Below are 25,145 nucleotides of genomic sequence, written 5' to 3'. Positions count from 1 at the left end.
CAAAGCCCCGACCCCGACCCCACCCACCTCAAGGCATCAAGATCCGCGGCGAAAGCGCCCCGCAGGGCAACAGGTCCACCTCTGCGCCCGCGTCCCGCAAATCAGTGAGGACCAGCTCGTCGTACATCAAAAGCCCCGACTGCTCCGGCCACGCGATCGCCCACAGCCACAGGCCCCGCGCCTCGCCCGCGAAGACCGCCCGGTCGTCCGGCGTGCCCGCCACATGCCACATGGGGGTCGGCCTGCCCGCCGCGAGCAGCTTGGCCTGCGGGGGCTTCTCGACGTTCAGATACGGGCCGGGGTCCGGGCCGTCGACCCCGGCATACCGCGCGCCGAGACCGACGCCGAGCTCCTCGGCGACCAGGACCAGCTCGCCCATGCCGCCGAGCGGCGCGGGCCCCGAGCAGGCCACGGCGGTGGCTCGGCCGCCGCTGCGGTCGTCGCCCGCGCAGGCCACGCCCGTGAACAGCCAGCCGACCGGCAGCGGCCACGGCATCCAGACCGGCACCTGCGCGCGATGCACCACGACCTGGAGCGCCTCGACGCTCGGCGGGATCACAGGTTGCAGCGGATGCACCGTCCCGTGCACATCGCACTGCCAGGAGTCGGCAAAGAGGCCGGGAGCCCTGACCCGGCCACCACACTTCGGGCAACTGGGTTCGCCCCTCATAGCGACCAACGGTCCTCCCCGGTCGTCGCCCCGTCAAGGACGATCACCCGTCCGGTGGCCCTGCCACCAGGCGAAACTAGATGTAGCTTGCATCTTTTAGCTTGGCTAACTAATATGTGTATACGTCAACGATCTCGACGGAAGCCGCTTACGCAGCCGCTAAGGAGCAGGCATGAACACCAGCACAGGAGGTCCAGCCGGAGACCCCGGTGAAGGTCCCGTCGGAGGTCCCATCGGAGGCCCCGCCGGAGCGGACCCGTTCGACGAGGGAGCGACCAGCCTCCTGCGGCAGCCGAAGGCTGTCTGGGCCACCGCCGGCGCGTCCGTCGTCGCCTTCATGGGCATCGGGCTCGTCGACCCGATCCTCCCCTCCATCGCCAAGGGCCTTGACGCGTCCGCGAGTCAGGTGTCCCTGCTCTTCACCTCGTACTTCCTGATCACCGCCGTCGCGATGCTGGTGACCGGGTTCGTCTCCAGCCGGATCGGCGGCAAGAAGACCCTGCTGCTCGGCCTCGCGCTCGTCGTGGTCTTCGCGGGGCTCGCCGGCACCTCGGGATCGGTCGGTGAGCTGGTCGGGTTCCGCGCCGGATGGGGGCTCGGCAACGCGCTCTTCGTGTCGACCGCGCTCGCGGTCATCGTCGGCGCGGCGGCCGGTGGCAGCGCCGCCGCGATCCTGCTCTACGAGTCGGCGCTCGGTCTCGGCATGGCGTGCGGACCGCTGCTCGGCGCGGTGCTCGGCAACGCGAGCTGGCGCTACCCGTTCTTCGGCACGGCCGTCCTGATGGCGGTCGGCTTCCTGTGCATCACGGCGTTCCTGAAGGAGCAGCCGAAGCCGGCGCAGAAGACCTCGCTGCTCGCGCCGATCAAGGCCCTCGGTCACGGTGGGCTCGCGTCGGCCGCCGCCTCCGCGTTCTTCTACAACTACACGTTCTTCACGGTCCTGGCCTTCACGCCGTTCGTCCTGAACATGACCCCGTACAAGTCGGGTGCGATCTTCTTCGCCTGGGGCCTGCTGCTCGCGGTCTTCTCGGTGCTCGTGGCGCCGCGGCTGCAGGCGAGGTTCGGCTCGCTGAAGGTGCTCGGGGGTTCGCTCGTGCTGCTCGCGGCGGACGTGCTGGTGCTCGGGTACGGCAACCACGCCACGGCCATCGTCTGCACGATCCTGTCCGGTGCCTTCATCGGCGTGAACAACACCGTCTACACCGAGCTCGCGCTCGGCGTCTCGGACGCGCCGCGCCCGGTGGCAAGCGCCGGCTACAACTTCGTCCGGTGGTTCGCGGCAGCCGCCGCCCCGTTCTTCGCGCCGAAGATCGAGGAGTGGAGCAACATCCACATCCCCTTCGTGGTCGCGGCCGTCACGGCGGTGCTCGGCGCGGTCGTGGTCTGGGTCCGCAAGGACTCCCTCACGCACGAAGCCGAGGAGCTCGAACCGCAGCACGCGACGGAGGACGGCGTCACCGTCTTCGCCAACTAGGGCTATCAGCAGCGGACTTCAGTCCAGGGACACGGACTTGCGCAGCGGATCGCGCAGGTCCGTCCCGCTGCTCAGCCAGCGCTCCTGAAGGGCGCCCGCGCCGTGCACGCGCTTCCACGCACCCTCGTTCGGCGTCATGGGCAGCAGCGGCAGGAACCGTACGGGATCCATGGGCGCATCCAGTTCCAGGTCCTCCACCAGGCCGCCGGGCTCCGCGACGAGCACCGACGTGAACTGCGCGCCGGGCCACAGCGGTTCACCCACGTCGAGCGAGGCGCCGGGGGCCACGATCAGGCCCTCGACCTGCGGCGACGCGGCCAGTACGGCGAGCGGGCGCAGCACCTTGTCCGTGTCGGCGACCCCGCCTCGCACCGTGAGGATCAGCTCCGCGCGCGGGCCCTTGACCGGGTCGGCCAGCGCGGCGGTGGGATCGGCCATCGGCTGGGCCGACATGCCGAGGGTGGCGTATCTGACCAGGTCCCCGTCCGTGAAACGCAGCACTTCGACGCGGTCGGTGCCGAGGAAGGTCACCGCGGCGCGGGCGTCCGGTTCACCGAGGCCGGTGCGGAGACGGGCCTCGACCAGAGCAAGAACATCAGCCATGACGCGAGCATAGAACTCGTCAGTGGCGGGTAAAGACGGGGCTTGACACTTCAGTCGGCTGATAGTGTTGGCCGCTGGTTCCGGGCAGCACGCAGAGCGCGCTTTCAAGCCCGGGCAGATGACTTGGCGCGCTACGCGCCTGGGACTTCCCCTACGGGGGACCGGCCGGAGGAGGTGGGGCTGCCATGGATCGAAGTCGACCGTGCAGTACCACCCGTTCTTCCGTCTGACATCTCACGCAGCCCTGTAGCTGCCACTGTGCGCCAGTACTCCCCGTGCTCGCGTGCGACGGAAGAGCACTTCGTTTCCACCTGATCTCTCTGTGTTCCCTGATCTGAGTCAGTAGCGAAGCTGCCACCGCGATGGTGCGGTGCTCCCCGCTTTGTGGACGTGCCAAACATCTTCAGCAGGACGTCCCCATTCCGGGTAGTTCCAACCGTCGCAGGCCGCCTCCGTCGAAGGAGCCTGCCCATGTCGATGATCCGTGACCTGCGCGCCGCCGTCCGTCCCTCGCTCCGCAAGGACGGCAGCGCCTACAGCTCGTACGACACCACGCGCGACCCCACCGCCGCCTCCGCCGTCGTCGACTGCGCCGTCTACCGCGACGGCCGCCGCGCGGCCTGCGACGACACGCTCACGCCGCACGAGGCGATGCTCCAGGTGCGTCGCGACGGCGGCTTCGCCTGGATCGGCCTGCACGAGCCGACGGAGGCCGAATTCGCCGGTATCGCCGCCGAGTTCGGGCTCCACCCGCTGGCCGTCGAGGACGCGGTGCACGCACACCAGCGGCCCAAGCTGGAGCGTTACGACGACACGCTCTTCACCGTCTTCAAGACCATCCACTACGTGGAGCACGCCGAACTCACCGCCACCAGCGAGATCGTGGAGACCGGCGAGGTGATGTGCTTCACCGGGCGGGACTTCTTCATCACGGTCCGGCACGGCGGCCACGGCTCGCTGCGCGGCCTGCGGCGCCGGCTCCAGGAGGAGCCCGAACTCCTCGCCAAGGGCCCCTCCGCCGTCCTGCACACCATCGCCGACCACGTCGTCGACGGCTATCTCGCGGTGGCCGACGCCATGCAGGACGACATCGACGAGGTCGAGACCGAGGTGTTCTCCGCCCCGAGCAAGGGCAAGGGCTCCGCGCGCGGTGTCGACGCCGGGCGGATCTACCAGCTCAAGCGGGAGGTCCTGGAGTTCAAGCGGGCGGTCTCGCCGCTGCTCCGGCCCATGCTGCTGCTGAGCGAGCGGCCGATGCGGCTCGTCGACCCGGACATCCAGAAGTACTTCCGCGACGTCGCCGACCACCTGGCCCGCGTCCAGGAGCAGGTCGTCGGCTTCGACGAACTGCTCAACTCGATCCTGCAGGCCAACCTCGCGCAGGCCGCGGTCGCGCAGAACGAGGACATGCGCAAGATCACCTCCTGGGCGGCGATCATCGCCGTGCCGACGGCGGTCTGCGGGGTCTACGGCATGAACTTCGACCACATGCCCGAGCTGCACTGGCGGTTCGGCTACCCGATGGTGCTCGGCCTCATCGCCGGAGCCTGCTACACGATCCACCGGACCCTGAAGCGCAACGGCTGGCTCTAACCCCGGGCGCGGGCGGCTCGATAGGCTGCGCGCATGACAGACACGCTGCTCGCCCAGGCCCTCGTCGAGGAGGCCACCAAGAAGTCCGGCCTCATCTGGGTGCGCGGCGAAGGCCCTGCCCGCGCCCTGTGGCACGTGTGGCACGAGGGTGCGGCGTACCTCGTCGGCGACGGTCCCGGCGAGCAGCCGCTGCCGGGTCTCGTCGACGGCGGCACCGCCGAAGTGACCGTACGCAGCAAGGACAAGGGCGGCCGGCTCATCGCGTGGACGGCGCAGGTGACCGAGCTCGCGCCGCGTTCCGAGGCGTGGGAGGCGGCCGTCGCCGAGCTCAAGGGGAAGCGGCTGAACGCGCCCGACGGCGAGCGGATGCCGCAGCGCTGGGCGGACGAGTGCCGGGTCGTGCGGCTCACCCCGCGGGAGACGATCACCGACCTGCCCGACGGCTCACTCGCGGCCCCGCCCCTGCCGACCGGGGCGACCACCCGCGAGCCGGTGCCAGAGGCGCTGCCCCGGCTGCTGTTCAAGCGGAAGAAGCGGCGGGGCTGACCGGGCCGCGAACCGTGGCCTCTACGAGTCGGGCAGCTGCTCGCCGTAGTCCACCATCTCGTCCTTGGCCGGCTCCTGCAGGGTGAAGTCCCTGCCCCAGTCGCTGAGCCGGAGCGTGCCCGCGTCGCCCGCGCGCTGCAGGCGCAGCGGGTAGGGCTTGCCCTTGAGGGAGACGTCCAGGGTGCCGCCCGCGCCCTTGTCGCCGGTGATCTTGATGCTGGGGTTGCCGGAGGTCGTGCCGCGCTCCCCGGTGGCGAGTGCGCCGTGCAGGGTGAGCATGCCCTCCAGGAGGAGGTCCTTGTCGGTGAAGCCGCTCAGCTGCTCGTAGGACGCGTCTTCCTCGGGGACCTTCACGTACTTGCCGTCGAGCTTCGCCGCGGCGCCCTCGTCCGCCTTGCCGGGCTTCTCGCCGCCCTTGGCGTCCTCGTGGGTCCAGAAGGAGGAGTCGGCCATCAGGAAGAGCTGCTTTCCGATGCGCAGCAGCTGGAAGGTCTCGCCCTTGGAGGTCACCGAGCCGCTGCCGCCCTCGTCCTTGAGCCGCATGTCGAGCTTGTACGTGTGCCCCTTGCTGACCAGGGTGCCCGAGAGCCGCACCGCGGGCGCCGCGTCGGCCGCCGCACGGGACTTGCTCTGGATCTTCGCGGCGGAGAGTTTGCCGATGCCGTTCGTGCCCGCGTCCGGATCCTCTTCGCTGCTGCACCCGGTCAGACCGGTGACCCCCAGGACGAGACCCGCGCACATCGCGCTCACGAGTGCCGTCTTGCGGATACGGCGGACCGGGGGAATCGCTGACACAGGGGGCGCTGCCTCTCGTGGGGACGACGGCTACGGCTACGGCAGTACGGCAGCGTACCCGTGCTGACTAGGTAGATTGTCGCCAGTGCGGCCGGACGCTCCGCCGGGGCGTATCCGACCGGGACGGGCTAGCCTGAAGCCCGCATTGCCTGACAGAACGGCATGAAAAGGTCGCGAGCAAGAGGAGGGGGCGTGCAATGGCGGCAAGCGCCTCCCGGGTCTTCGTGTCCCATCTCGCCGGTACCGCCGTCTTCGACCCGAACGGCGACCAGGTGGGCCGGGTGCGCGATCTGGTCGCGATGCTCCGGGTGAACCGCAGGCCGCCCCGGCTGCTCGGGCTCGTCGTCGAGCTGTCCACGCGGCGCCGCATCTTCCTGCCCATGACCCGGGTGACGGGCATCGAGTCGGGCCAGGTCATCACGACCGGCGTACTGAACGTACGGCGCTTCGAGCAGCGGCCCACCGAGCGGCTCGTGCTCGGCGAGATGCTCGACCGGCGGGTCAAGCTCGTCGAGTCGGGCGAGGAGGTCACCGTCCTCGACGTGGCGGTGCAGCAGTTGCCGGCCCGCCGTGACTGGGAGATCGACCGGGTCTTCGTGCGCAAGGGGAAGGGCGGCACCTTCCGGCGCAAGGGCGAGACGCTGACCGTCGAGTGGTCGGCCGTCGACGGCTTCTCGCTGGAGGAACACGGCCAGGGCGCCGAGAGCCTGCTCGCCACCTTCGAACAGCTGCGCCCCGCCGACCTCGCCAACGTCCTGCACCATCTGACGCCGAAGCGGCGTGCGGAGGTCGCGACGGCCCTCGACGACGACCGGCTCGCCGACGTCCTCGAAGAGCTCCCCGAGGACGACCAGATCGAGATCCTCGGCAAGCTCAAGGAGGAGCGCGCCGCCGACGTCCTGGAGGCGATGGACCCGGACGACGCCGCCGACCTGCTCGCCGAGCTCCCCGAAGAGGACAAGGAACGGCTTCTCACGCTGATGCAGCCGGACGACGCCGCCGACGTACGGCGTCTGATGGCCTACGAGGAGCGCACCGCGGGCGGCCTGATGACGACCGAGCCGATCGTGCTCAGGCCCGACGCCACGGTCGCCGACGCCCTCGCGCGGGTGCGCCAGCAGGACCTGTCCCCCGCCCTCGCCGCGCAGGTCTACGTGTGCCGCCCGCCGGACGAGACCCCGACCGGCAAGTACCTGGGCACCGTGCACTTCCAGCGGCTCCTGCGCGATCCCCCGTACACGCTGGTCAGCTCGATCCTGGACGACGACCTGCAGACCCTCGCGCCGGAAACCACGCTGCCCCAGGTCGCCGGGTTCTTCGCCACCTACGACATGGTGGCGGCCCCCGTCGTCGACGAGGGCGGCTCGCTGCTCGGCGCCGTCACCGTCGACGACGTGCTCGACCACATGCTGCCGGACGACTGGCGCGAGACCGAGTTCCACCAGGAAGAGGTGCCGCGTGCCACCGGCTGACCGCGAGCGGGACAACCGCGCCGAGCCGCGGACCGCTCCCCGCTTCCGGCTCGACCAGCCGCGGCCGCCGCGCCGCAAGTTCCTGCCGGAGTACGACCCCGAGGCGTTCGGGCGGCTCTCGGAGCGGATCGCGCGGTTCCTTGGCACCGGGCGCTTCATCGTCTGGATGACGGTCACGATCATCGTCTGGGTGGCCTGGAACGTCTGGGCGCCCGAGGTGCTGCGCTTCGACCCGTTCCCCTTCCTGTTCCTGACCCTCGCGCTCTCGCTCCAGGCGTCGTACGCGGCGCCCCTGATCCTGCTCGCGCAGAACCGGCAGGACGACCGGGACCGGGTCAACCTCGAACAGGACCGCAAACAGAACGAGCGGTCCATCGCGGACACCGAATATCTGAGCCGTGAGATCGCCTCGCTGCGCATGGGCCTGGGCGAGGTGGCCACCCGCGACTGGATCCGCAGCGAACTCCAGGACCTGGTCAAGGAGCTGGAGGAGCAGCGCAGGGGCCATCGCGTCGTATTCCCGGCGGAGGAGAGCGGCGGGCGTGACGTAGGCGACCGTTGACGGCTCTTTCCGGGGCGGGGTTACCGCGCCGTACTATCGGTCTTATGGCTACGGAAGACGCGGTGCGTGAAGCACTGGCGACGGTGAACGACCCCGAGATCCATCGACCCATCACCGAGTTGGGGATGGTCAAATCGGTCGACATCTCCCCTGACGGGGTGGTGGCGGTCACCGTGTACCTCACGGTCTCCGGGTGCCCGATGCGCGAGACCATCACGAAGAACGTGACCGACGCGGTCGCCGCCGTCGAGGGCGTCACGCGCGTCGACGTCACGCTCGACGTGATGAGCGACGAGCAGCGCAAGGAGCTGGCGAGCGCGCTGCGCGGCGGCACCGCCGAGCGCGAGGTCCCCTTCGCCAAGCCCGGCTCCCTGACCCGTGTCTACGCCGTCGCGTCCGGCAAGGGCGGCGTCGGCAAGTCCTCGGTGACGGTGAACCTGGCGGCCGCGATGGCGGCGGACGGCCTGAAGGTCGGCGTCGTGGACGCGGACATCTACGGCCACTCGGTGCCCAGGATGCTGGGCGCGGACGGCAAGCCCACCCAGGTCGAGGACATGATCATGCCGCCGTCGGCGAACGGCGTGAAGGTCATCTCGATCGGCATGTTCACGCCGGGCAACGCCCCGGTGGTGTGGCGCGGCCCGATGCTCCACCGTGCCCTCCAGCAGTTCCTCGCGGACGTTTTCTGGGGCGACCTGGACGTGCTCCTGCTCGACCTGCCGCCGGGCACCGGCGACATCGCGATCTCCGTGGCGCAGCTCGTGCCGAACGCCGAGATCCTGGTCGTGACGACGCCCCAGCAGGCGGCGGCCGAGGTCGCCGAGCGCGCGGGCTCCATCGCCGTACAGACCCACCAGAAGATCGTCGGCGTCGTCGAGAACATGGCGGGGCTGCCCTGCCCGCACTGCGGCGAGATGGTCGACGTCTTCGGCACGGGCGGCGGCCAGCGCGTCGCCGAGGGCCTCACGAAGACGACGGGCGCCACGGTCCCGGTCCTCGGCTCCATCCCGATCGACGTCCGCCTGCGCGAGGGCGGCGACGAGGGCAAGCCGGTCGTCCTGACGGACCCGGAGTCCCCGGCGGGCTCGGCACTGCGCACGATCGCGGGCAAGCTGGGCGGCCGCCAGCGCGGCCTCGCGGGCATGACCCTGGGAATCACCCCGCGCAACAAGTTCTGAGGCCCTCCCGGGCTTCTGCCGTACGCCGATGGGGGCGCCGCTCGTCATGAGCGGCGCCCCCATCGGCGTATGTGTGTGCGGCGGCCGTACGGGCCCTAGCCGGCCGCGTAGTCGTGGATGTCCTTGACCACGGAGAAGCCCAGGCCGTACGCGCTCATCCCGCGACCGTAGGCACCCAGGTGGACGCCTTCCTCCGTGGAGCCGGCGAGCACCCAGCCGAACTCCGACTCGCGGTAGTGGAACGAGGTCGGCACCCCGTCCACCGGGAGCGAGAGCGTCGACCAGTCCTCGCCCTGCAGATCGTCCGCGAGGACCCAGGCCGTCTCGGTCTGCTGGTCCAGCCAGTCGTCACGCAGGCTGTGGTCCATCTGGCTGGGCCAGGTGAAGGACAGCAGCCCCACTCCGGCGAGCCAGGCCGCGGACGACACCGACGTCGCCTCGAGCAGGCCCGTGCCGTCCGGGCTGCGCCGCACCGGGTTGGCCGCGACGGTCACCACGGCCGCGAAGCGCTCCTTGTCGTTGTTGCCGAAAGGCCCGTCACTCCGTACCGACGGCTCATCGCCGTGCCCGATGGAGCCGTGCTCCACCGTGCCGTCCGCGGCGGTGCCGACCTGCATCAGCCAGCGCTCGCCCGTGAAGGCCTCGTCGAGGCCGTACCAGGGGAAGGGCGCCAGCAGATAACTGTCGACCGTGCGCCGGGCGGAGGGCATCGCCTGTGCGGTGCCGTCCGCGGCCGGCGCCTGTGCGCCTACGCGACTTGTCGTCTCCATGTACCCGGCCGCCTCCTCGTTCTCATAGGTCCGCAGGGCCCGCCCCCCTCGGGCGTCCTCAGCCGGACAACAAGGCAGGATAGCCACACCCGTTCCGGAAGCCGGGACACCGGTCGGCGGTCGGGTGACTCGAAAGGTGCGCCGACGGGCGTGCTCAGGGGCGCGGCGGGGGTGCCTCGGAGGAGGTCAGGTGGCGTCCGCGTCGAACGGCGGATGGTCGCCGGGCGCGGCCTTCTCGGGCTTCTTGTCCATGTCGATACGGCCGTCCTTCTTGGCCATGTCGACACGGTCGCCGCCCCCGTCGGACGCGGCATCGGAGGATTCACTCTCCCGCCCGTGCACGGCGTCGGTGACCTCGGCCATCTCCTTCTTCAGGTCGAAGCCGTTCCGGATTTCCTTCAGACCGAGCTCGTCGTTGTCGAGCTGCTTGCGGATGAAGGTCTTCGGATTCAGGTCCTCGAACTCGAAGTCCTTGAATTCCGGGCCGAGTTCACTGCGGATGTCCGCCTTGGCGCTGTCCGAGAATTCCCGGATCTTACGAATGGTCCGCGAGGCGTCCTGAATGAGCTTGGGCAGCTTGTCCGGGCCGAAAACGAGCACGGCGAGGATGATCAGCGCCACTACCTCGAGCGGGCCAATGTCTGAGAACACCTTGAGCTCCTTGCCATCCGGACCGCGTCCACGGTACCTGGCGTTCCTGTCCGTCCGGTAGCCGCTGGGCGACAGACGTGGATCAGTTCCCGTCCGAGGCGCCGAGCACCAGCGTCACTTTCCGGTCCTTTCCCGCGCGCTTGACGGTCAGTTCGAGGCGGTCCTTGGGACGGTGGGCCCGGATCTTGACGATGAGTTCGTCGCCGGAGTGGATGCGCCGGCCGTCCACTTCGGTGATGACGTCGCCGGGCTCGATCCCGGCGCGGTCGCCCGGACCACCCTTGTTCACGGCGGGGCCGCCGTCCTTGCCCTTCTCGCCGACGCGGGCGCCGTCACCCGTGTACTCCATGTCGAGCGTGACACCGATCACAGGGTGCGTGGCCTTGCCGGTGTTGATCAGCTCCTCGGCGACGCGCTTGCCCTGGTTGATGGGGATGGCGAAGCCGAGGCCGATGGATCCCGCCTGGCCGCCGCCGGGGGCCGAGCTGTCGTCGGCGGAGCGGATGGCGCTGTTGATACCGATGACGCGGGCCTGGGAGTCGACCAGCGGGCCGCCGGAGTTTCCGGGGTTGATGGGTGCGTCGGTCTGGAGCGCGTCGACGTAGCTGACGTCGCTGCCGTCGCCCTTCTCGCCGCCGGCGGTGATGGGGCGCTCCTTGGCGCTGATGATGCCGGAGGTGACGGTGTTGGCCAGGTCGAAGGGGGCTCCTATGGCCACCACGGGGTCGCCCACCTGCACGTTCTCGGAGTTGCCGAGGGGCAGGGGCTTGAGTCCGCGTACGCCGGAGACCTTGACCACGGCGAGGTCGTAACCGGCGTCGCGGCCGATGACCTCTGCCTTGGCGATCTCTCCGCCGCTGAACGTCACCGATATCTCGCCGCCCGTCCCGGCGGGTTCGACGACGTGGTTGTTGGTGAGGATGTGGCCCTTGCCGTCCAGCACGAAGCCGGTGCCGGTGCCTTGCGCCTCGTCGCCGCTGACGTGCAGCGTCACGACGCCGGGCAGCGAGCTCGCCGCGATCCCGGCGACGCTGTCCTTGGCCCGGGCCTTGTCCTGCGCGTCCGCCTGCGGCAACTCGATGTCCGAGACCCCCGCGTTCCGCTCGACATAGGCCCCGACGGCCCCGCCGATCCCACCGGCCACAAGAGCGATGACGGCAATCCCGACCAGAACGGCCCGCCGCCCCCGCTTCTTCTGCTTCCCCGCATCAACAGGAACGGCCCCACTCTGCTGAAGGGGCGCATTCCAGGGGTCGTAGGGCTGCCGGGGCGGGGCGGCGACGGGTTGGGGCTGTTGGGGGGCTGAGTGGGGCTGGGACTGCTGCGGGGCCTGGTGAGGCTGGGGCTGCGGGGTGATTCCGTGGGCGGGGGTCGGAGCCGGGCCCGGGGTGCCGTGGGGCGGAGTCCCGCCGTGCTGCGCCGCCGGGAGCTGCGTGCCGTGCGCCGGGGTCGCCGCGGGGTGCTGTACGGGCGGGGCGGGGGCCCAGGGGCCGGGCTCACCGTAGGGCGGGGTGCTGTACGGATCGGGGTCGTGCAGCGGACGGGGGCGCTCGGCGGAGCTGCCGGGGGCGGTGGCCGAGTCGGGCGGAGTCGCGGTGCCGGAGCTGGGCTCGGCAGGCGGAGTTGGGGCGGCGTCGGACGGGGTGCCCGCAGCGTCGGCGGGGTAGCCCGCAGCCGGGTCACCCGGAGCGGTGCTTGCCGACGCACCGGAAGCCTGGGCGGGAACCCCCGGGGCAGCCTGAGTCTCGGAGCCGGGTTCCGTAGGCGCAGCCCCGGCGGCATCGGGCAGCGGGCCTGCAGCGTCGGCCGAGTAGCCCGCAGCCGGGTCACCCGGAGCGGTGCCCGCCGGCGCGCCGGAGGTCATGGCGGCCGGGGGCGCGGTGCCGGGGGCTGAGGTGGTCGGGGCGGGTGGTGTTGCCGCGGCCAGGGTGAAGTCGCCTGAGGCGTCCTCCGCTCGGCCGGTGGCGGCTGTTCCCGCGTCGGGGCCGCCCTGGCCCCCGCCGTCAGCCGCGGAGGCCGACCTGGGGCGGCTCCACCATTTCGCCTTCGTGGGCTTGCCCTCGTCCATGCTCTCCCCACACCTGGCCTACGGCGGACGCCGATGACGTGCTCATCTCCGCGCCCGCCACCAACCTCGGGCAGGCACGGCCCACCGAGGATTCAACCAGGTTCCCGCGCCGAAGCGCAGAGCACGTCAGCGTATCTGCGAAGTGCCCTGCAGCGTGCCCTCGACGGGCGAGGACGCCGCGCCCACCGTCGGCACGCTGCCGGTGGAGGACCCGCTGTCCTGTACGACGGGAGGGACCGGACGGATCAGCGGGGACATGATCGCCGCACCGGTCAGCATCGGCGCCGCGACCTGCTGCCCCGCGTACACCGGCTCGGGCTGCTGGACACGAGGACCTCGCGCGGGCACTCCGGGCAGCAGCGGCCCGGTCGCCTGCGTGGGCGCGACCGGCGCCGCGAGGACCCCGGGACGCTGGCCCTGCACCGACAGCGGCCCGCTGCCACGGCGGCGCACCGAATCGGGGGCCGCGGTGACCCCCGAGCCCGGCGAACGCATCGGCGACGCGTTGCTCTTGGCGTTGCCCGAGGTGTTGCTGTTCGAGCTGTTGCTCGTGCCGGAGCCCGCGCGCGGGTCACCCGGGTCGGCGGGAATGCCCGTCGTGACACCGCCAAGGGCTATCGCGGCCAGCGACACCGCACCCGCGGCGGCGAAGGCGAACCGCCGCCCGCGCCACAGCGACCGCTCGGCCTCGGCACGACCGACATCACGGCCGACGTCACGGCGGTCGACGTCATGGATGCGGAAACCGCGCCCCGAACCCGGCAGCACCGCGGCATGGCTGCCCGACGGCGCATAGCCGAAGGTCTCGGTCCGCACGCCGAAGACGCCGCTCGGCGGCAGCCCTGACTCGCTGTCCGCGGTGGCGAAGCCGCCGCTTCCCGGGGCCCTGGGGCCCGAAGGAGGCTCGCTGCCACCGCCGGGAAGGCCTTGCAGCCGGGCGAGGAAACTCTCGGAGGGAGGCGGCGGCGCCGCCTCGGCGAAGACACTCTTGAGCCGGCGCTGCGCGTCGGCCTCGGTCTTGCACTTCGGACAGGTCGCGAGATGAGCGAGAACCCGCTCACGCGCGTCATGGCCCAACTCACCGTCCACCAGGGCGGCGAGTCGGTCCCCCAGATGCTGCTCGGCCAGATGCCGCTCGGCAGGATTCGACCGTGATCCACTCACGCGGTCGCGCCCCCTCCTCCCAGCGCCACGGCTCCTGCGAGCGAGCGGCGCTCGGCGCGGGCTTCGGGCGACCGGTGCTGAAGGGCCTTGCGCAGCTGCGAACGGCCACGGTGGATACGGCTGCGGACCGTGCCCAGCTTGACGCCGAGCGTCGCGGCGATCTCCTCGTACGAGAGACCTTCGATGTCGCACAGGACTACTGCCGCACGGAACTCGGGTGCGAGGGTGTCGAGGGCCTGCTGGACGTCCGCGTCGAAGTGCGTGTCGTTGAAGACCTGCTGCGGCGACGGCTCACGGCTCGGGAGGCGCTCGGCCGCGTCGTCCCCGAGGGCGTCGAAACGGATGCGCTGCTTGCGGCGCACCATGTCCAGGAAGAGGTTCGTGGTGATGCGGTGCAGCCAGCCCTCGAACGTGCCGGGCGTGTAGGTCGACAGGGACCGGAAGACACGGACGAAGACCTCTTGCGTGAGGTCCTCGGCGTCGTGCTGATTGCCGGTCAGGCGGTATGCGAGGCGATAGACGCGTCCGCTGTGCGTGCTGACGATCTCCTCCCAGGTGGGCGGAGTCCACGCCTGCGATTCCGCATCAGCGGCAAAGGTCGCGGTCTGAGCGGAGTTGGCGGTGTGGAATCGGTCAGCGGTGTCGGTCACGGATTTCGGCTCACCCGCCAACCCGAGAAAGCGCCTCAGCGCTCCTCCCCGATCCGCGGACGCAGCCGCACCTCCCCTGTCGGCTCTGGTGGTGTCCAGTGGAGCCCCTACCATAACCACCTCGCCCGTTAGCTCCGGATAAGCGTTTTTACTGGAATTTGGTACGGGCTTCCTGCCAGGTGTCCTGCCTGGTCGCAGGGCCCGCAGCCAGTCTTGATCCATTCGTTACCCCCGGCGTCCGCCTACCCCTACTAAACGCCCGGTCCCATCTGCGGGTTCCCACCCCCAACGGATACAGTCACGGCCAGGCACCCACGGGGACAGGAGAGGGCCATTACCGGCAACCGGCAGACGAGCTGGGCGTTCGCCGACGCCTTTGTCGCCGAGGACGAGGCCACACGCTGGGCCCGTGACCGGGCCCAGGACGCGGGCCTGCCCTCGGTGTCTCCGGGTACCGGCGCCGCGCTGCGCCTGCTGGCCGCCACGGCGGACGCCAAGGCCGTCGCCGAGATCGGCACGGGCACGGGCGTGTCCGGGCTCCACCTGCTGCACGGGATGCGGCCCGACGGCGTGCTGACCACCGTCGACCCCGAGCCCGAGCGCCAGCAGTTCGCCCGGGAGGCCTTCCGCGCCGCCGGGTTCGCCGGCAACCGCGCGCGTTTCATCCCCGGCCGCGCACTCGACGTACTCCCGCGCCTGGCGGACGGCGGCTACGACCTCGTGTTCTGTGACGGCGACCGCACGGAGTACCTGGACTACCTCGCTGAATCGTTGCGCCTGCTGCGCCCCGGCGGGCTCGTCTGCTTCGAGGGTGCCTTCTCCGACGGCCGGACGGTGGACTCCGGCCCGCAGCCCGTCGAGGTGCTGCGCATCCGCGAGCTCCTGCGCACCGTGCGCGAGAGCCAGGACCTGATGCCGGCGCTGCTCCCGGTGGGCGACGGTTTGCTTTGCGCCGTCAAGCGCTAGCCCCCACGCCCCCGCGCCCCTTCGGGGCGCTCTCACCCCGGAGCTCTCACCCCGGACATAGCACTGCCCCGGCATGTCTTGACGATGCCGGGGCAGTGAAAAGTGTGGGCGCTTCCGCGTCAGCCGACGACCTTCTTCAGGGCGTCGCCGAGTGCATCGGCCTCGTCCGGAGTCAGTTCGACGACAAGTCGCCCGCCGCCTTCGAGCGGAACGCGCATGACGATGCCCCGCCCCTCCTTGGTCACCTCGAGCGGGCCGTCGCCCGTTCGCGGCTTCATGGCCGCCATGCTCGTTCCCCTTCCTGAAACCAGCTCATCGCAGCCGACAACCCAGGTGTCACCGGCATCGAACACATTGCTTCCAGGCCATTATCCCGCATGGCAGGACCCGATGACCAACATCGGTCTGCATCGCTTGCGCAACGCGCGCCCGCAAAACCACTCAATTCGGCGATGTGGCTGCGATACTTCGCCGCCCCTTACGCCTCCATGGCCAGGAATTCTTTGACGCAGGTCACATATCTCCCCTCATGTCGGAGCCCGATGATCTCCGTCATGCTGGGCTCGGACAAAGATGACCGGCGCAGGACCACTGGAGGGGATTCACCATGGCCGACACCGTGCTCTACGAGGTGAGCGACGGGCTCGCGACCATCACGCTCAACCGCCCCGAGGCGATGAACGCGATGAACGTCGAGGCCAAGGTCGCCCTGCGGGAGGCGGTGGAGTCGGCCGGGTCGGACCCCGCGGTCCGTGCCGTGCTGCTCACCGCGACCGGGCGCGCCTTCTGTGTGGGGCAGGACCTGAAAGAACACGTCGGTTCCCTCATGGCGGACCGCGCCGCGGGCACCGGACAGACGATGAGCACGGTGCGGGAGCACTACAACCCCGTCCTGCGCGCGCTGACCGGGATGGCCAAGCCGGTCGTCGCCGGGGTCAACGGCGTCGCGGCGGGCGCCGGCCTCGGCTTCGCCCTCGCCGCCGACTACCGGATCGTCGCGGACACCGCGCGTTTCAACACGTCTTTCGCCGGGGTCGCGCTGACCGCCGACTCGGGCGTCTCCTGGACGCTGCAGCGCGTGATCGGTCCCGGCCGCGCGAGCGACCTGCTGCTGTTCCCGCGCAACATCGGCGCGCAGGAGGCGTACGACCTGGGCATCGCCAACAGGGTCGTCCCCGAGGCCGAGTTGGCGGCCGAGGCGGAGAAGCTGGCCCGCACCCTGGCCGAGGGCCCCACCCTCGCCTACGGGGCCCTCAAGGAGTCGCTCGCCTACGCGGCGGGCCACACCCTGGAGGAGGCCCTGGAGAAGGAGGACGAGCTCCAGGCCAAGGCGGGCGCGTCCGAGGACCACGCGATCGCCGTCCAGGCGTTCCTGGACAAGGCGAAGCCCAAGTACCTGGGCCGCTAGGCCGCGCTAGCCGCCCTCGGGGACGCGGATCACGCAGTCCTCCAGGTGGTCGTTCACCAGGCCGCAGGCCTGCATCAGGGCGTACGCCGTGGTGGGGCCGACGAATCGGATGCCGCGCTTCTTCAGGGCCTTGGACAGGGCCGTGGACTCGGGCGTGATCGCCGGTACGTCGGCCAGCGCGCCCGGCGCCTTGCGGGATGCCGGGTCCGGCGCGTGCGACCAGATGAGCTCGTCGAGCTCTCCCTCGGACCAGTCGGCGAGCACGCGCGCGTTGGCGAGGGTCGCGTCGACCTTGGCGCGGTTGCGGATGATGCCGGGGTCGGCGAGGAGCCGCTCCCGGTCGGCGTCCGTGAACCGCGCGACCTCGGCGATCTCGAAGTTCGCGAAGGCGGCGCGGAAGCCCTCGCGGCGGCGCAGGATCGTGATCCAGGAGAGGCCCGACTGGAAGGCCTCCAGGCAGAGCCGCTCGTACAGCGCGTCGTCCCCGCGGACCGGGCGGCCCCACTCCTCGTCGTGGTACGCCACGTAGTCCTCGGTCGACAGGCCCCAGGGGCAGCGGAGTCTGCCGTCCGGGCCCGCCACAGCATCGCCGCTCATCGTCCGTCCTCCTCTTCGGCCGCGTCCTTCAACAGATTCGGTGCCTTCGGGCCCGTCTGGTCCTCCGGCATCGCCGGGGCGTGCGTCTTGAGGAGGCCGGGGCCGCCGACCGCGGTGGCCTGGGCGCCCGCGAGGGCCGCCTCCAGCTCCGCGATGTGGGCGTCGCGCTCGGCGAGTTCGGCGGCGACACGGCCGAGCGCGTCGTCCACGTCCGCCATCCGGTAGCCCCGCACGGTCAGCGGGAAGCGCAGCGCCTCCACGTCCGCGCGGCGCAGGGCACGGTCCGGCGGCAGCGGGTCGGTGAACCGCTCGGCCGGCACGTCGGGCAGCACGGCGCGCTCCCCGCCGCCCAGCACGGCCAGGGTCACCGCGCCGACCACCACGACGAGGGCGATGACCAGGAACAAGAACAAGACCATCTCTTCAGGCCCCCACGCTCGACTGCCGTGCTGAAACTGTCAGGCTCTGATCGTGCCATGCCCCTGTGACAGTTAAGGTCGCAGGCGGCCGGACCACGGCACCGACGAAGGAGGCTCACCGGGGATGCTCAGGCTTGGCAGGCGTGAATTCGACGCGCACGAGCCGGTGATCATGGCGATCGTGAACCGGACCCCTGACTCCTTCTACGACCAGGGCGCCACGTTCCGTGACGAGCCCGCGCTCGCCCGCGTGGAGCAGGCGGTGTCGGAGGGCGCCGCCATCATCGACATCGGCGGGGTCAAGGCCGGTCCGGGCGAGGAGGTGACGGCCGAGGAGGAGGCGCGCCGTACGGTCGGTTTCGTCGCCGACGTGCGCAAGCGGTTCCCCGATGTCGTCATCAGCGTCGACACGTGGAGGCACGAGGTCGGCGAGGCCGTCTGCGAGGCGGGCGCGGACCTCCTGAACGACGCGTGGGGCGGGGTCGACCCCCGGCTCGCGGAGGTGGCCGCGCGGTACGGCGTGGGCCTGGTGTGCACGCACGCGGGCGGCGCCGAGCCGCGTACCCGCCCGCACCGCCTTGCGTACGACGACGTCATGGCCGACATCCTCTCGGTCACCCTGGGCCTCGCCGAGCGCGCGGTCGCGCTGGGGGTGCCGCGTGAGTCCGTGATGATCGATCCCGGGCACGACTTCGGGAAGAACACGCGGCATTCGCTGGAGGCGACGCGGCGGCTCGGGGAGATGGTCGACACCGGGTGGCCCGTCCTGGTGTCCCTGTCCAACAAGGACTTCGTGGGCGAGACGCTCGACAAGCCGGTCAAGGAGCGGGTGCTCGGGACGCTGGCCACGACCGCGGTGTCGGCCTGGCTGGGGGCGCAGGTGTACCGGGTGCACGAGGTCGCCGAGACGCGGCAGGTCCTTGACATGGTCGCCACCATCGCCGGGCACCGGGACCCGGCCGTGGCCCGCCGGGGACTGGCGTAGCGAGGCGCACGGCCACCGGGCGGGCCAGGTGTGGGCCCGCCCGGCAGAAGGGCCTTAGCGGCCGACTTCCTTGGTGACCAGGGCGACCGCCTCGTCCACGTCGTCCGTGACGTGGAAGAGGTGCAGGTCGTGCTCGGAGGCCTTGCCGCCCGCCACCACGGTGTCGCGCAGCCAGTCGACGAGTCCGCCCCAGTACTGCGAGCCGAAGAGGACGATCGGGAAGCGGGTCACCTTGCGGGTCTGGACGAGGGTGAGGGCCTCGAAGAGCTCGTCCAGGGTGCCGAGGCCGCCGGGCAGGACCACGAAGCCCTGGGCGTACTTCACGAACATGGTCTTCCGCACGAAGAAGTAGCGGAAGTTCACGCCGATGTCGACGTGTTCGTTGAGGCCCTGTTCGAAGGGCAGCTCGATGCCGAGGCCGACGGAGACGCCCTTGGCCTCCCGCGCGCCCCTGTTGGCGGCCTCCATGGCGCCGGGGCCGCCCCCGGTGATCACGGCGAAGCCCGCGTCGACGAGCGCCTTGCCGATGCGGACACCCGCCTCGTACTCCAGAGATCCGACCGGCGTGCGCGCCGAGCCGAAGACGCTGATGGCGCTGGGGAGTTCGGCGAGCGCGCCGAAGCCCTCGACGAACTCCGACTGGATGCGCATGACCCGCCAGGGGTCGGTGTGCACCCACTCCGACTGGCCCTCGGCGTCGGTGTCGAGGAGACGCTGGTCGGTGGTGCCCGGGGTGATCTGCTCACGCCGCCGCACCACGGGCCCCAAGTGCTGCTCGTCCCGCGGGCCCTGCCCTTCTGGACTACCCATGAACATCCCCTTCCGCTGACACTCTTGCTCGACGTGCCACTTCAGCGTAGGTCTACGGGCGTTACAGGCGTCGCATCCTCAACAGAACTCAGGATGTCAACCAGGCGCTGAGCCGCTTCTCCGCCTCCGGGATGAGAGAGGCATCGACCCTCTCGTCGATCTTGTGGGCGAGCAGCGGGTTACCCGGGCTGTAGTTCACGGCGGGCACGCCGAGCGCGCTGAAGCGGGAGACGTCCGTCCAGCCGAACTTGGGCTGGGCCGTGCCGCCGACCGCCGCCATGAAGGCCGCGGCGGCCGGGTGGTCGAGGCCGGGGCGCGCGGCGCCCGTGTGGTCGTCGACGACGAACTCGTCGATCTCGCAGTCGGCGAAGTAGTCGCGCACGAAGGCGAGCGCCTCGTCCTCGGAGCGGTCCGGCGCGTAGCGGAAGTTGACGACGACGGTGCACTCGTCGGGGATGACGTTGGTCGCGACGCCGCCTTCGACGCGTACGGCGTTGAGGCCCTCGTGGTACTGAAGGCAGTCGACGACCGGCTTGCGCGGCTCGTAGGCGGCGAGCTTCGCGAGGATCGGCGCGGCCTTGTGGATGGCGTTCGAGCCCATCCACGCGCGCGCGGAGTGCGCGCGCGTGCCCTTCGTCTTCAGGAAGACCCGCAGGGTGCCCTGGCAGCCGCCCTCGACCTGGTTGTCCGTCGGCTCCAGGAGGACCGCGAAGTCGCCCGCGAGCCAGTCGGGGTGGGCCTCGGCGACGTGGCCGAGGCCGTTCAGGTGGGCGGCGACCTCTTCGTTGTCGTAGAAGACGAAGGTGAGGTCGCGGTTCGGCTCGGTCACGGTCTGCGCGATGCGCAGCTGGACGGCGACGCCCGACTTCATGTCGCAGGTGCCGCAGCCCCACAGGATGCCGTCCTCGTCCAGGCGCGAGGGCACGTTGTCCGCGATCGGGACCGTGTCGATGTGCCCGGCGAGGATCACGCGCTCGGCCCGGCCCAGGTTCGTGCGCGCCACCACGTTGTTGCCGTGCCGGTCGACCGTGAGGTGCGGCAGGCCGCGCAGGGCCGTCTCGATCGCGTCCGCGAGGGCCTTCTCCTGGCCGCTCGGCGAGGGGAAGTCGACCAGCTGGGCGGTGAGCGCGGCAGCGTCGAGCGTGAGGTCGAGCGACGCGTCGTGTGAGGTCTGAGCCATGCTTTCGACCCTAACGCCCCTCGGCGCGCCGCCCTGTCGGTGGCCTCCAGTACCTTGGTCGCGTGCCTGAGCCCCCCACCCTCGTCCGGCGCGGCCGCCTCCTCCGTATCGGGGCCGCGGTCGCGGTCCTGCTCGCGCTCGTGGGCTATGTGGTCGTCCAGTACGTCTTCGGGGGCAAGGCCGCGCCACGCTGCCAGGTCGTCTCGGGCAACGGCGACGGCGCGTCGTACGAGTTCGGCGCCGAGCAGGCGGAGAACGCGGCGACGGTCGCCGCCGTGGGCACCTCCCGCGGCATGCCGGAGCGGGCGGTCACCATCGCCCTGGCGACGGCCCTGCAGGAGTCGGGCCTGCGCAACATCAGCCATGGCGACCGGGACTCGCTCGGTCTCTTCCAGCAGCGGCCCTCACAGGGCTGGGGCAACGAGCAACAGATCATGGACCCCGCTTACTCGGCGGCGCGTTTCTACGACCACCTCAAGGACGTCCCGGGCTATTCACGGCTCCCCCTGACCGTCGCCGCGCAGCGCGTACAGCGCAGCGGCTACCCCCAGGCGTACGCGAAGCACGAGCCGGACGCCGTGCTCCTCGCCGCCGCGCTGACCGGCCGCGCCCCCGCCACCCTCACCTGCGAGGGCCGCACGGCCGACGAGCCGGGCGATCCGGCGAAGGTACGGGCCGCCCTGGTCCGCGACTTCGGCCGCGAGGTGGCGCCAAAGGGCGGCAGCGGGGCCGGCGGCGACACCGTCACCGTGCCGGTCGGCTCCACGGCGTCGGGCGCGGGGGGCGGCGAGCAGCGGGGCTGGGAGCTCGCGCACTGGGCGGTGGCCCAGGCGTCCGCGCTCGGCATCGAGCGCGTCTCGTACGGCGGCCGGGAGTGGAGCGCCGAGGGCTCAGGGAAGGAATGGCGCAAGCCGGGCAAGGCGGGCGCGACGGGCGCGGACGGGCGGCCCACGGACGGCGGAACGGGCACGGGCGACGTCCGAATCGTCCTTGGGCAGTAGTACGGCGGATCACCCGATCGAGTCACGCCGATCACTCATGGACCAAGTGCCGCCCAGAGGTTCGCGCACACCTGTCGGCATCCACCGGACCCCTTGCGAACACAGGGGATTGACGTTTCAGCAACCTCGCGTGAGCTGATCGTTTTGCCCGTTTTTATCCACAGCCGATTATGCGATGCATTGCCAATTCTTTGCGTTGGCCCACCGCAACCTTCGAGGGCTTCGAGCGGTAGTCACTGCGTCCGAACGCCGGGCCCCATCCGGCCGGACACACCAACGTTCTCCCCCGTCTGAAGGAGCATCATGTCCCTCCCCCTGACCCGCCGGATCGCCCGCGCCGCGCTGCTCATCGCAGCGGGGGCGGCTCCCGTGGTCGGTGCGGCCGGCTCCGCAAGCGCCGCCCAGCTTCCGGCCGCCCCCGACCTGGGCGGTGTCTCCGCCCTGGACACCGCCGGTCTGGGCAACACCGTCGACGGCGCAGCTCAGAACACCACCGGTCTCGCGGGTGAGACCGGCAGCAAGGCAGTGAAGAAGGGCGTGCCGACCGCGGGCAAGGTCGTCGGGTCGGGCGCCAAGACCGCGACTCCCGCCGCGCAGAAGGCCGCGGGCGACCTCGCGGGCAGCGCCGGTGACGTGGTCGGCGACACCGCGGGCACCGCCACCAAGGGCGGCCTGCCGACCGACACCGTGGGCGAGGGCCTGCCGACGGACGCGGTCACCAAGGGCGGCCTGCCCACCGACCAGCTGCCGGTCAAGAGCCTGCCGCTCGGCTGACCGCCGCGCATCTGAGAGGAGGGCCCGGAGCCACTGGCTCCGGGCCCTCCTCACGCGTCGCCCACCGAACCGAGCGGTCAGTGGCTCAGGCGAGCCGCTCGACCGCCGCGGCCACCCGCTCGTCCGACGCCGTGAGCGCCACACGGACGAAGCGGTCGCCCGCCGGGCCGTAGAAGTCGCCGGGTGCCACCAGGATGCCCAGGTCCGCGAGGTGCCCGACGGTGTCCCAGCAGGACTCGTCGCGGGTCGCCCAGAGGTAGAGGCTGGCCTCGCTGTGCTCGATGCGGAAGCCGTGCTTCAGGAGGGCGTCGCGCAGGGCGGTGCGCCGGGCCGCGTACCGCTCGCGCTGCTCATGGACGTGCTGGTCGTCGCCGAGCGCCGCGACGACGGCCGCCTGCGTCGGAGCGGACGTCATCATGCCGCCGTGCTTGCGGATCTGGAGCAACTCGCCGAGGACGCCCGCGTCACCGGCGATGAACGCGGCGCGGTAGCCCGCGAGGTTCGACCGCTTGGAGAGCGAGTGGACGGCGACGATCCCCTCGAACGAACCACCGCACACGTCCGGGTGCAGGACCGAGACCGGCTCCGCCTCCCAGCCGAGCTCCAGGTAGCACTCGTCGCTCACGAGCAGCACCCCGTGCTCGCGCGCCCAGGCCACGGTGCGGGTCAGCTCGTCCTTGGACAGGACGCGACCGGTGGGGTTGGAGGGCGAGTTGAGCCACAGGAGCTTGAGGTTCGTCGGGTCGAGGTCCGTCGGGTCGTCGTACGAGACGTACTCTGCGCGGGCCAGACGCGCGCCCACCTCGTACGTCGGGTAGGCGAGGCGCGGGTAGGCGACGACGTCACCCGGGCCGAGGCCCAGCTGGGTCGGGAGCCAGGCCACCAGTTCCTTGGAGCCCACGACCGGCAGGACGTTCCGGTGCGTGACCTCGCGTGCGCCGAGGCGCCGCTCGCACCAGCCGGTGATCGCGTCGCGCAGCTCGGGCGTGCCCCACACCGTCGGATAGCCCGGCGAGTCCGCCGCCGCGACCAGCGCTTTCTGGATCAGCTCGGGGACCGGGTCGACCGGGGTGCCCACCGACAGGTCGACGATGCCGCCGGGGTGGGCGGCCGCCGTGGCCTTGTACGGCTCGAGCTTGTCCCAGGGGAAGGCGGGAAGGCGGCCGGAGAGACCGGAGACTACGGACACGTGCTGACTCCCGTACTGCGTGTACGTCCTGCGTGTATGGGGAAATGCCTCGGTCCCGCACGGCGACATGTGCCGTACGGGACCGGGGCGGCGCTTCAAGCTGCCGTTACTGGTTCTGCGGCGGCAATGCGGCGATGAAGGCGTGGTCGCGCTCGATCAGGCCGAGCTTGCTGGCACCACCGGGCGATCCGAGCTCGTCGAAGAACTCGACGTTCGCCTTGTAGTAGTCCTTCCACTCTTCAGGAGTGTCGTCCTCGTAGAAGATCGCCTCGACCGGGCAGACCGGTTCGCAGGCTCCGCAGTCGACGCATTCGTCCGGGTGGATGTACAAGGACCGGGAGCCCTCGTAAATGCAGTCGACCGGGCACTCCTCGATGCACGCCTTGTCCTTGACGTCGACACAAGGCTGCGCGATGACGTAGGTCACGCTGTCGTTCCTCCTCGATACGGGCGCTGGCGGGCCGTCCTCAGGCTCCGCTCGCCTGGCGCGCGGGAGCGCGGCGTCGTCGATGCCCGCCTCTAGTATCTCCGTTCCCGGGCATGATCCGAACAGGAGGGGCGTACAGAGCTGTGGAATTCACTGCGGGCGGACGGCTTGAGGTGCGCATCAGCCCTGCTGACGTGGGCAAACGGGTGTCGGTACGCCGCCTGAACGAAGGGCCTGAGGCGGGCGGGAAGTTCACTGACACGGTGGGTGTTCTCACATCGTGGAACGACGGTGTGGTACTGATCACACGCCGCGACGGCGAGCGTGTCCACATCGCGGAAAGTTCCCTGGTGGCGGGCAAGGTGGTCCCCTCCGCCCCGGCCCGCAGGCGCGGCCCGGCGGCGTCCTACCGTGAGCTGGCCCGGGTGGCGGCGCGCGCCTGGCCCCCCGTGGAGAGCGAGCCGCTCGGCGAGTGGGAGCTGCGCGCGGCGGCCGGATTCACCCGGCGGGCCAACTCGGTGCTGCCGCTCGGCGATCCGGGACGGCCGCTGGACGAGGCCCTCGCTCGGGTACGTCAGTGGTACGCGGAGCGGGAGCTGCCCGCGTACATCCAGACCGCGACCGGGGCCGACGACACCCAGGAGCTGCTCTGCGCCGAGCTCGAGGACCGGGGGTGGGAGCGCGAGGTGAGCTCCGCGATCCACGTCGGCGCTCTCGCGCCCCTCGGCGAGGCGGACGTGCCCGGAGCAGGGGCGGAGCAGGTGCTCCTCGCGCGCTCCTTCGACGAGGCGTGGCTGCGCCGGTACAAGCGGTTCAAGGTGCCGGGGGCGCATGTGCGCAAGGTGCTGGCGGGCGGCCCCTCGGTGTGGTTCGCTTCCGTGCCCGGGGCCTCTCCTGACGCGGGGCCCGCCGCGATCGGCCGGTGCGTCGTGGACGGACGCTGGGCGGGATTCATGGCGGTCGAGGTGGATCCGGCGCACCGCAGGCAGGGACTGGCGACGGCGGTGATGGCCGCGCTCTCCCGGCAGGCGCTCGCCGAAGGCGCCTCGGCGGCCTGGCTGCAGGTCGAGGACGACAACGAAGGTGCGCGGGCGCTGTACGGCGGTCTTAGCTTCGCCGCGCACCACACGTACCACCACTATCGATACCCGTCGGCTCGGTAGCTCCTACCGGTCGGCTCGGTAAGTAAGGCA

General features: G+C 71.0%; 27 protein-coding genes. 12 read left to right on the top strand and 15 right to left on the bottom strand.

Annotation, left to right across the window (positions count from 1 at the left end; all coding sequences use genetic code 11):
• Nucleotides 1–28 precede the first annotated feature (28 nt).
• The gene (locus tag AB0M70_RS15160) at nt 29–670 is read right to left on the bottom strand and encodes a DUF6758 family protein (RefSeq protein WP_365820266.1); all 642 of its coding nucleotides are present in this window, start codon (nt 668–670) and stop codon (nt 29–31) included.
• A 172-nt stretch (nt 671–842) separates the two neighbouring features.
• On the opposite strand from AB0M70_RS15160, the gene AB0M70_RS15155 reads away from it, so the two are divergent.
• Nucleotides 843–2,144, top strand: coding sequence for an MFS transporter (locus tag AB0M70_RS15155; protein ID WP_365820264.1), 1,302 nt, complete (start codon nt 843–845; stop codon nt 2,142–2,144).
• Nucleotides 2,145–2,162: 18 nt separating this feature from the next.
• On the opposite strand, the gene AB0M70_RS15150 is transcribed toward AB0M70_RS15155, so the two are convergent.
• Nucleotides 2,163–2,747 (bottom strand): suppressor of fused domain protein, encoded by a 585-nt coding sequence (locus tag AB0M70_RS15150; RefSeq protein WP_365820262.1) that lies wholly within the window; start codon nt 2,745–2,747, stop codon nt 2,163–2,165.
• Between the two features lie 471 nt (nt 2,748–3,218).
• Here AB0M70_RS15150 and AB0M70_RS15145 point away from each other — a divergent pair, with 471 nt between their 5' ends.
• A complete protein-coding gene (locus tag AB0M70_RS15145; RefSeq protein WP_365820260.1) occupies nt 3,219–4,340 on the top strand; it encodes a magnesium and cobalt transport protein CorA in 1,122 nt (373 codons plus the stop codon).
• Nucleotides 4,341–4,373: 33 nt separating this feature from the next.
• Nucleotides 4,374–4,886 carry a hypothetical protein gene (locus AB0M70_RS15140; RefSeq protein ID WP_365820258.1) on the top strand — a complete coding sequence of 171 codons (513 nt, stop codon included), beginning with the start codon at nt 4,374–4,376 and terminating at the stop codon, nt 4,884–4,886.
• A 21-nt stretch (nt 4,887–4,907) separates the two neighbouring features.
• Here the strand turns inward: AB0M70_RS15140 and AB0M70_RS15135 are convergent, their stop codons facing one another.
• A complete protein-coding gene (locus tag AB0M70_RS15135; protein WP_365820256.1) occupies nt 4,908–5,681 on the bottom strand; it encodes a hypothetical protein in 774 nt (257 codons plus the stop codon).
• Nucleotides 5,682–5,878: 197 nt separating this feature from the next.
• Between AB0M70_RS15135 and AB0M70_RS15130 the strand changes: the two genes are divergently transcribed.
• The 3 genes from AB0M70_RS15130 to AB0M70_RS15120 are packed head-to-tail and all read left to right on the top strand — an operon-like array spanning nt 5,879 to nt 8,893.
• Entirely contained in the window at nt 5,879–7,153 is a 1,275-nt protein-coding gene (locus tag AB0M70_RS15130; protein ID WP_365820254.1) for a CBS domain-containing protein, read from the top strand.
• Nucleotides 7,140–7,715, top strand: a complete 576-nt coding sequence (locus tag AB0M70_RS15125) for a DUF1003 domain-containing protein (RefSeq protein ID WP_365820252.1) — start codon at nt 7,140–7,142, stop codon at nt 7,713–7,715. Before AB0M70_RS15130 ends, AB0M70_RS15125 begins: the two co-directional genes overlap by 14 nt.
• 44 nt (nt 7,716–7,759) lie before the next feature.
• Complete coding sequence (locus tag AB0M70_RS15120) at nt 7,760–8,893, top strand: Mrp/NBP35 family ATP-binding protein (protein ID WP_365820250.1); 1,134 nt, start codon at nt 7,760–7,762, stop codon at nt 8,891–8,893.
• A 95-nt stretch (nt 8,894–8,988) separates the two neighbouring features.
• Here AB0M70_RS15120 and AB0M70_RS15115 read toward each other — a convergent pair whose 3' ends face one another.
• The 5 genes from AB0M70_RS15115 to sigE form a co-directional block, all read right to left on the bottom strand.
• Complete coding sequence (locus tag AB0M70_RS15115) at nt 8,989–9,663, bottom strand: hypothetical protein (protein ID WP_363209109.1); 675 nt, start codon at nt 9,661–9,663, stop codon at nt 8,989–8,991.
• 186 nt (nt 9,664–9,849) lie between these two features.
• Nucleotides 9,850–10,314 (bottom strand): sec-independent translocase, encoded by a 465-nt coding sequence (locus tag AB0M70_RS15110; protein ID WP_365820248.1) that lies wholly within the window; start codon nt 10,312–10,314, stop codon nt 9,850–9,852.
• 82 nt (nt 10,315–10,396) lie between these two features.
• Entirely contained in the window at nt 10,397–12,382 is a 1,986-nt protein-coding gene (locus AB0M70_RS15105) for a trypsin-like peptidase domain-containing protein (RefSeq protein WP_365820246.1), read from the bottom strand.
• A gap of 126 nt (nt 12,383–12,508) precedes the next feature.
• Nucleotides 12,509–13,546: a zf-HC2 domain-containing protein gene (locus tag AB0M70_RS15100; protein WP_365820244.1), complete on the bottom strand. Its 1,038-nt coding sequence runs from the start codon at nt 13,544–13,546 to the stop codon at nt 12,509–12,511.
• Nucleotides 13,543–14,310 carry an RNA polymerase sigma factor SigE gene (gene sigE / locus AB0M70_RS15095; protein ID WP_363209104.1) on the bottom strand — a complete coding sequence of 256 codons (768 nt, stop codon included), beginning with the start codon at nt 14,308–14,310 and terminating at the stop codon, nt 13,543–13,545. The genes AB0M70_RS15100 and sigE overlap by 4 nt, the downstream gene beginning before the upstream one ends.
• A gap of 153 nt (nt 14,311–14,463) precedes the next feature.
• Between sigE and AB0M70_RS15090 the strand changes: the two genes are divergently transcribed.
• A complete protein-coding gene (locus tag AB0M70_RS15090; RefSeq protein ID WP_365820682.1) occupies nt 14,464–15,162 on the top strand; it encodes an O-methyltransferase in 699 nt (232 codons plus the stop codon).
• 119 nt (nt 15,163–15,281) lie between these two features.
• Here the strand turns inward: AB0M70_RS15090 and AB0M70_RS15085 are convergent, their stop codons facing one another.
• Nucleotides 15,282–15,449 carry a DUF3117 domain-containing protein gene (locus AB0M70_RS15085; protein WP_003966491.1) on the bottom strand — a complete coding sequence of 56 codons (168 nt, stop codon included), beginning with the start codon at nt 15,447–15,449 and terminating at the stop codon, nt 15,282–15,284.
• Nucleotides 15,450–15,769: 320 nt separating this feature from the next.
• Between AB0M70_RS15085 and AB0M70_RS15080 the strand changes: the two genes are divergently transcribed.
• Nucleotides 15,770–16,570 carry an enoyl-CoA hydratase-related protein gene (locus AB0M70_RS15080; RefSeq protein ID WP_365820242.1) on the top strand — a complete coding sequence of 267 codons (801 nt, stop codon included), beginning with the start codon at nt 15,770–15,772 and terminating at the stop codon, nt 16,568–16,570.
• Between the two features lie 6 nt (nt 16,571–16,576).
• On the opposite strand, the gene AB0M70_RS15075 is transcribed toward AB0M70_RS15080, so the two are convergent.
• Both AB0M70_RS15075 and AB0M70_RS15070 read right to left on the bottom strand, forming a co-directional pair.
• Entirely contained in the window at nt 16,577–17,167 is a 591-nt protein-coding gene (locus AB0M70_RS15075) for a DNA-3-methyladenine glycosylase I (protein ID WP_365820240.1), read from the bottom strand.
• Nucleotides 17,164–17,586, bottom strand: coding sequence for a DivIVA domain-containing protein (locus tag AB0M70_RS15070; RefSeq protein ID WP_365820238.1), 423 nt, complete (start codon nt 17,584–17,586; stop codon nt 17,164–17,166). The genes AB0M70_RS15075 and AB0M70_RS15070 overlap by 4 nt, the downstream gene beginning before the upstream one ends.
• A 124-nt stretch (nt 17,587–17,710) precedes the next feature.
• Between AB0M70_RS15070 and folP the strand changes: the two genes are divergently transcribed.
• Nucleotides 17,711–18,571: a dihydropteroate synthase gene (gene folP / locus AB0M70_RS15065; protein ID WP_365820236.1), complete on the top strand. Its 861-nt coding sequence runs from the start codon at nt 17,711–17,713 to the stop codon at nt 18,569–18,571.
• A 54-nt stretch (nt 18,572–18,625) separates the two neighbouring features.
• On the opposite strand, the gene AB0M70_RS15060 is transcribed toward folP, so the two are convergent.
• Nucleotides 18,626–19,381, bottom strand: coding sequence for a TIGR00730 family Rossman fold protein (locus tag AB0M70_RS15060; RefSeq protein WP_365820234.1), 756 nt, complete (start codon nt 19,379–19,381; stop codon nt 18,626–18,628).
• An 88-nt stretch (nt 19,382–19,469) separates the two neighbouring features.
• A complete protein-coding gene (gene dapE, locus AB0M70_RS15055) occupies nt 19,470–20,561 on the bottom strand; it encodes a succinyl-diaminopimelate desuccinylase (RefSeq protein WP_365820232.1) in 1,092 nt (363 codons plus the stop codon).
• Nucleotides 20,562–20,623: 62 nt separating this feature from the next.
• Between dapE and AB0M70_RS15050 the strand changes: the two genes are divergently transcribed.
• Both AB0M70_RS15050 and AB0M70_RS15045 read left to right on the top strand, forming a co-directional pair.
• On the top strand, nt 20,624–21,562 hold the full coding sequence (locus AB0M70_RS15050) for a heavy metal transporter (RefSeq protein WP_365820230.1): 939 nt from the start codon (nt 20,624–20,626) through the stop codon (nt 21,560–21,562).
• A 303-nt stretch (nt 21,563–21,865) separates the two neighbouring features.
• A complete protein-coding gene (locus AB0M70_RS15045) occupies nt 21,866–22,336 on the top strand; it encodes an ATP-binding protein (protein ID WP_365820228.1) in 471 nt (156 codons plus the stop codon).
• Between the two features lie 85 nt (nt 22,337–22,421).
• Here the strand turns inward: AB0M70_RS15045 and AB0M70_RS15040 are convergent, their stop codons facing one another.
• Both AB0M70_RS15040 and fdxA read right to left on the bottom strand, forming a co-directional pair.
• Nucleotides 22,422–23,525 carry a bifunctional succinyldiaminopimelate transaminase/glutamate-prephenate aminotransferase gene (locus AB0M70_RS15040; protein ID WP_365820226.1) on the bottom strand — a complete coding sequence of 368 codons (1,104 nt, stop codon included), beginning with the start codon at nt 23,523–23,525 and terminating at the stop codon, nt 22,422–22,424.
• A 106-nt stretch (nt 23,526–23,631) separates the two neighbouring features.
• A complete protein-coding gene (gene fdxA, locus AB0M70_RS15035; protein WP_030573070.1) occupies nt 23,632–23,952 on the bottom strand; it encodes a ferredoxin in 321 nt (106 codons plus the stop codon).
• Nucleotides 23,953–24,095: 143 nt separating this feature from the next.
• On the opposite strand from fdxA, the gene AB0M70_RS15030 reads away from it, so the two are divergent.
• Nucleotides 24,096–25,115, top strand: coding sequence for a GNAT family N-acetyltransferase (locus AB0M70_RS15030; RefSeq protein WP_365820224.1), 1,020 nt, complete (start codon nt 24,096–24,098; stop codon nt 25,113–25,115).
• Nucleotides 25,116–25,145: the final 30 nt, after the last annotated feature.

Origin of the sequence: Streptomyces sp. NPDC051214, from assembly GCF_040682375.1 — a bacterium.
In the GTDB taxonomy this organism is placed as follows: domain Bacteria; phylum Actinomycetota; class Actinomycetes; order Streptomycetales; family Streptomycetaceae; genus Streptomyces.
Note: the sequence above shows the minus strand (reverse complement) of the source record. Positions and strands in the feature narration are given on the sequence as shown.

What these genes read in the sequence shown, in the direction of transcription:
- AB0M70_RS15080 (WP_365820242.1), top strand. Translation starts at nt 15,770, where the DNA reads ATGGCCGACACCGTGCTCTACGAGGTGAGCGACGGGCTCGCGACCATC.
- AB0M70_RS15060 (WP_365820234.1), bottom strand. Translation starts at nt 19,381, where the DNA reads ATGGGTAGTCCAGAAGGGCAGGGCCCGCGGGACGAGCAGCACTTGGGG.
- AB0M70_RS15105 (WP_365820246.1), bottom strand. Translation starts at nt 12,382, where the DNA reads ATGGACGAGGGCAAGCCCACGAAGGCGAAATGGTGGAGCCGCCCCAGG.
- AB0M70_RS15145 (WP_365820260.1), top strand. Translation starts at nt 3,219, where the DNA reads ATGTCGATGATCCGTGACCTGCGCGCCGCCGTCCGTCCCTCGCTCCGC.
- AB0M70_RS15045 (WP_365820228.1), top strand. Translation starts at nt 21,866, where the DNA reads ATGTCCCTCCCCCTGACCCGCCGGATCGCCCGCGCCGCGCTGCTCATC.
- AB0M70_RS15075 (WP_365820240.1), bottom strand. Translation starts at nt 17,167, where the DNA reads ATGAGCGGCGATGCTGTGGCGGGCCCGGACGGCAGACTCCGCTGCCCC.
- AB0M70_RS15140 (WP_365820258.1), top strand. Translation starts at nt 4,374, where the DNA reads ATGACAGACACGCTGCTCGCCCAGGCCCTCGTCGAGGAGGCCACCAAG.
- AB0M70_RS15070 (WP_365820238.1), bottom strand. Translation starts at nt 17,586, where the DNA reads ATGGTCTTGTTCTTGTTCCTGGTCATCGCCCTCGTCGTGGTGGTCGGC.
- dapE (WP_365820232.1), bottom strand. Translation starts at nt 20,561, where the DNA reads ATGGCTCAGACCTCACACGACGCGTCGCTCGACCTCACGCTCGACGCT.
- AB0M70_RS15160 (WP_365820266.1), bottom strand. Translation starts at nt 670, where the DNA reads ATGAGGGGCGAACCCAGTTGCCCGAAGTGTGGTGGCCGGGTCAGGGCT.
- AB0M70_RS15130 (WP_365820254.1), top strand. Translation starts at nt 5,879, where the DNA reads ATGGCGGCAAGCGCCTCCCGGGTCTTCGTGTCCCATCTCGCCGGTACC.
- AB0M70_RS15120 (WP_365820250.1), top strand. Translation starts at nt 7,760, where the DNA reads ATGGCTACGGAAGACGCGGTGCGTGAAGCACTGGCGACGGTGAACGAC.
- sigE (WP_363209104.1), bottom strand. Translation starts at nt 14,310, where the DNA reads ATGGTAGGGGCTCCACTGGACACCACCAGAGCCGACAGGGGAGGTGCG.
- AB0M70_RS15085 (WP_003966491.1), bottom strand. Translation starts at nt 15,449, where the DNA reads ATGGCGGCCATGAAGCCGCGAACGGGCGACGGCCCGCTCGAGGTGACC.
- AB0M70_RS15155 (WP_365820264.1), top strand. Translation starts at nt 843, where the DNA reads ATGAACACCAGCACAGGAGGTCCAGCCGGAGACCCCGGTGAAGGTCCC.
- AB0M70_RS15115 (WP_363209109.1), bottom strand. Translation starts at nt 9,663, where the DNA reads ATGGAGACGACAAGTCGCGTAGGCGCACAGGCGCCGGCCGCGGACGGC.
- folP (WP_365820236.1), top strand. Translation starts at nt 17,711, where the DNA reads ATGCTCAGGCTTGGCAGGCGTGAATTCGACGCGCACGAGCCGGTGATC.
- AB0M70_RS15150 (WP_365820262.1), bottom strand. Translation starts at nt 2,747, where the DNA reads ATGGCTGATGTTCTTGCTCTGGTCGAGGCCCGTCTCCGCACCGGCCTC.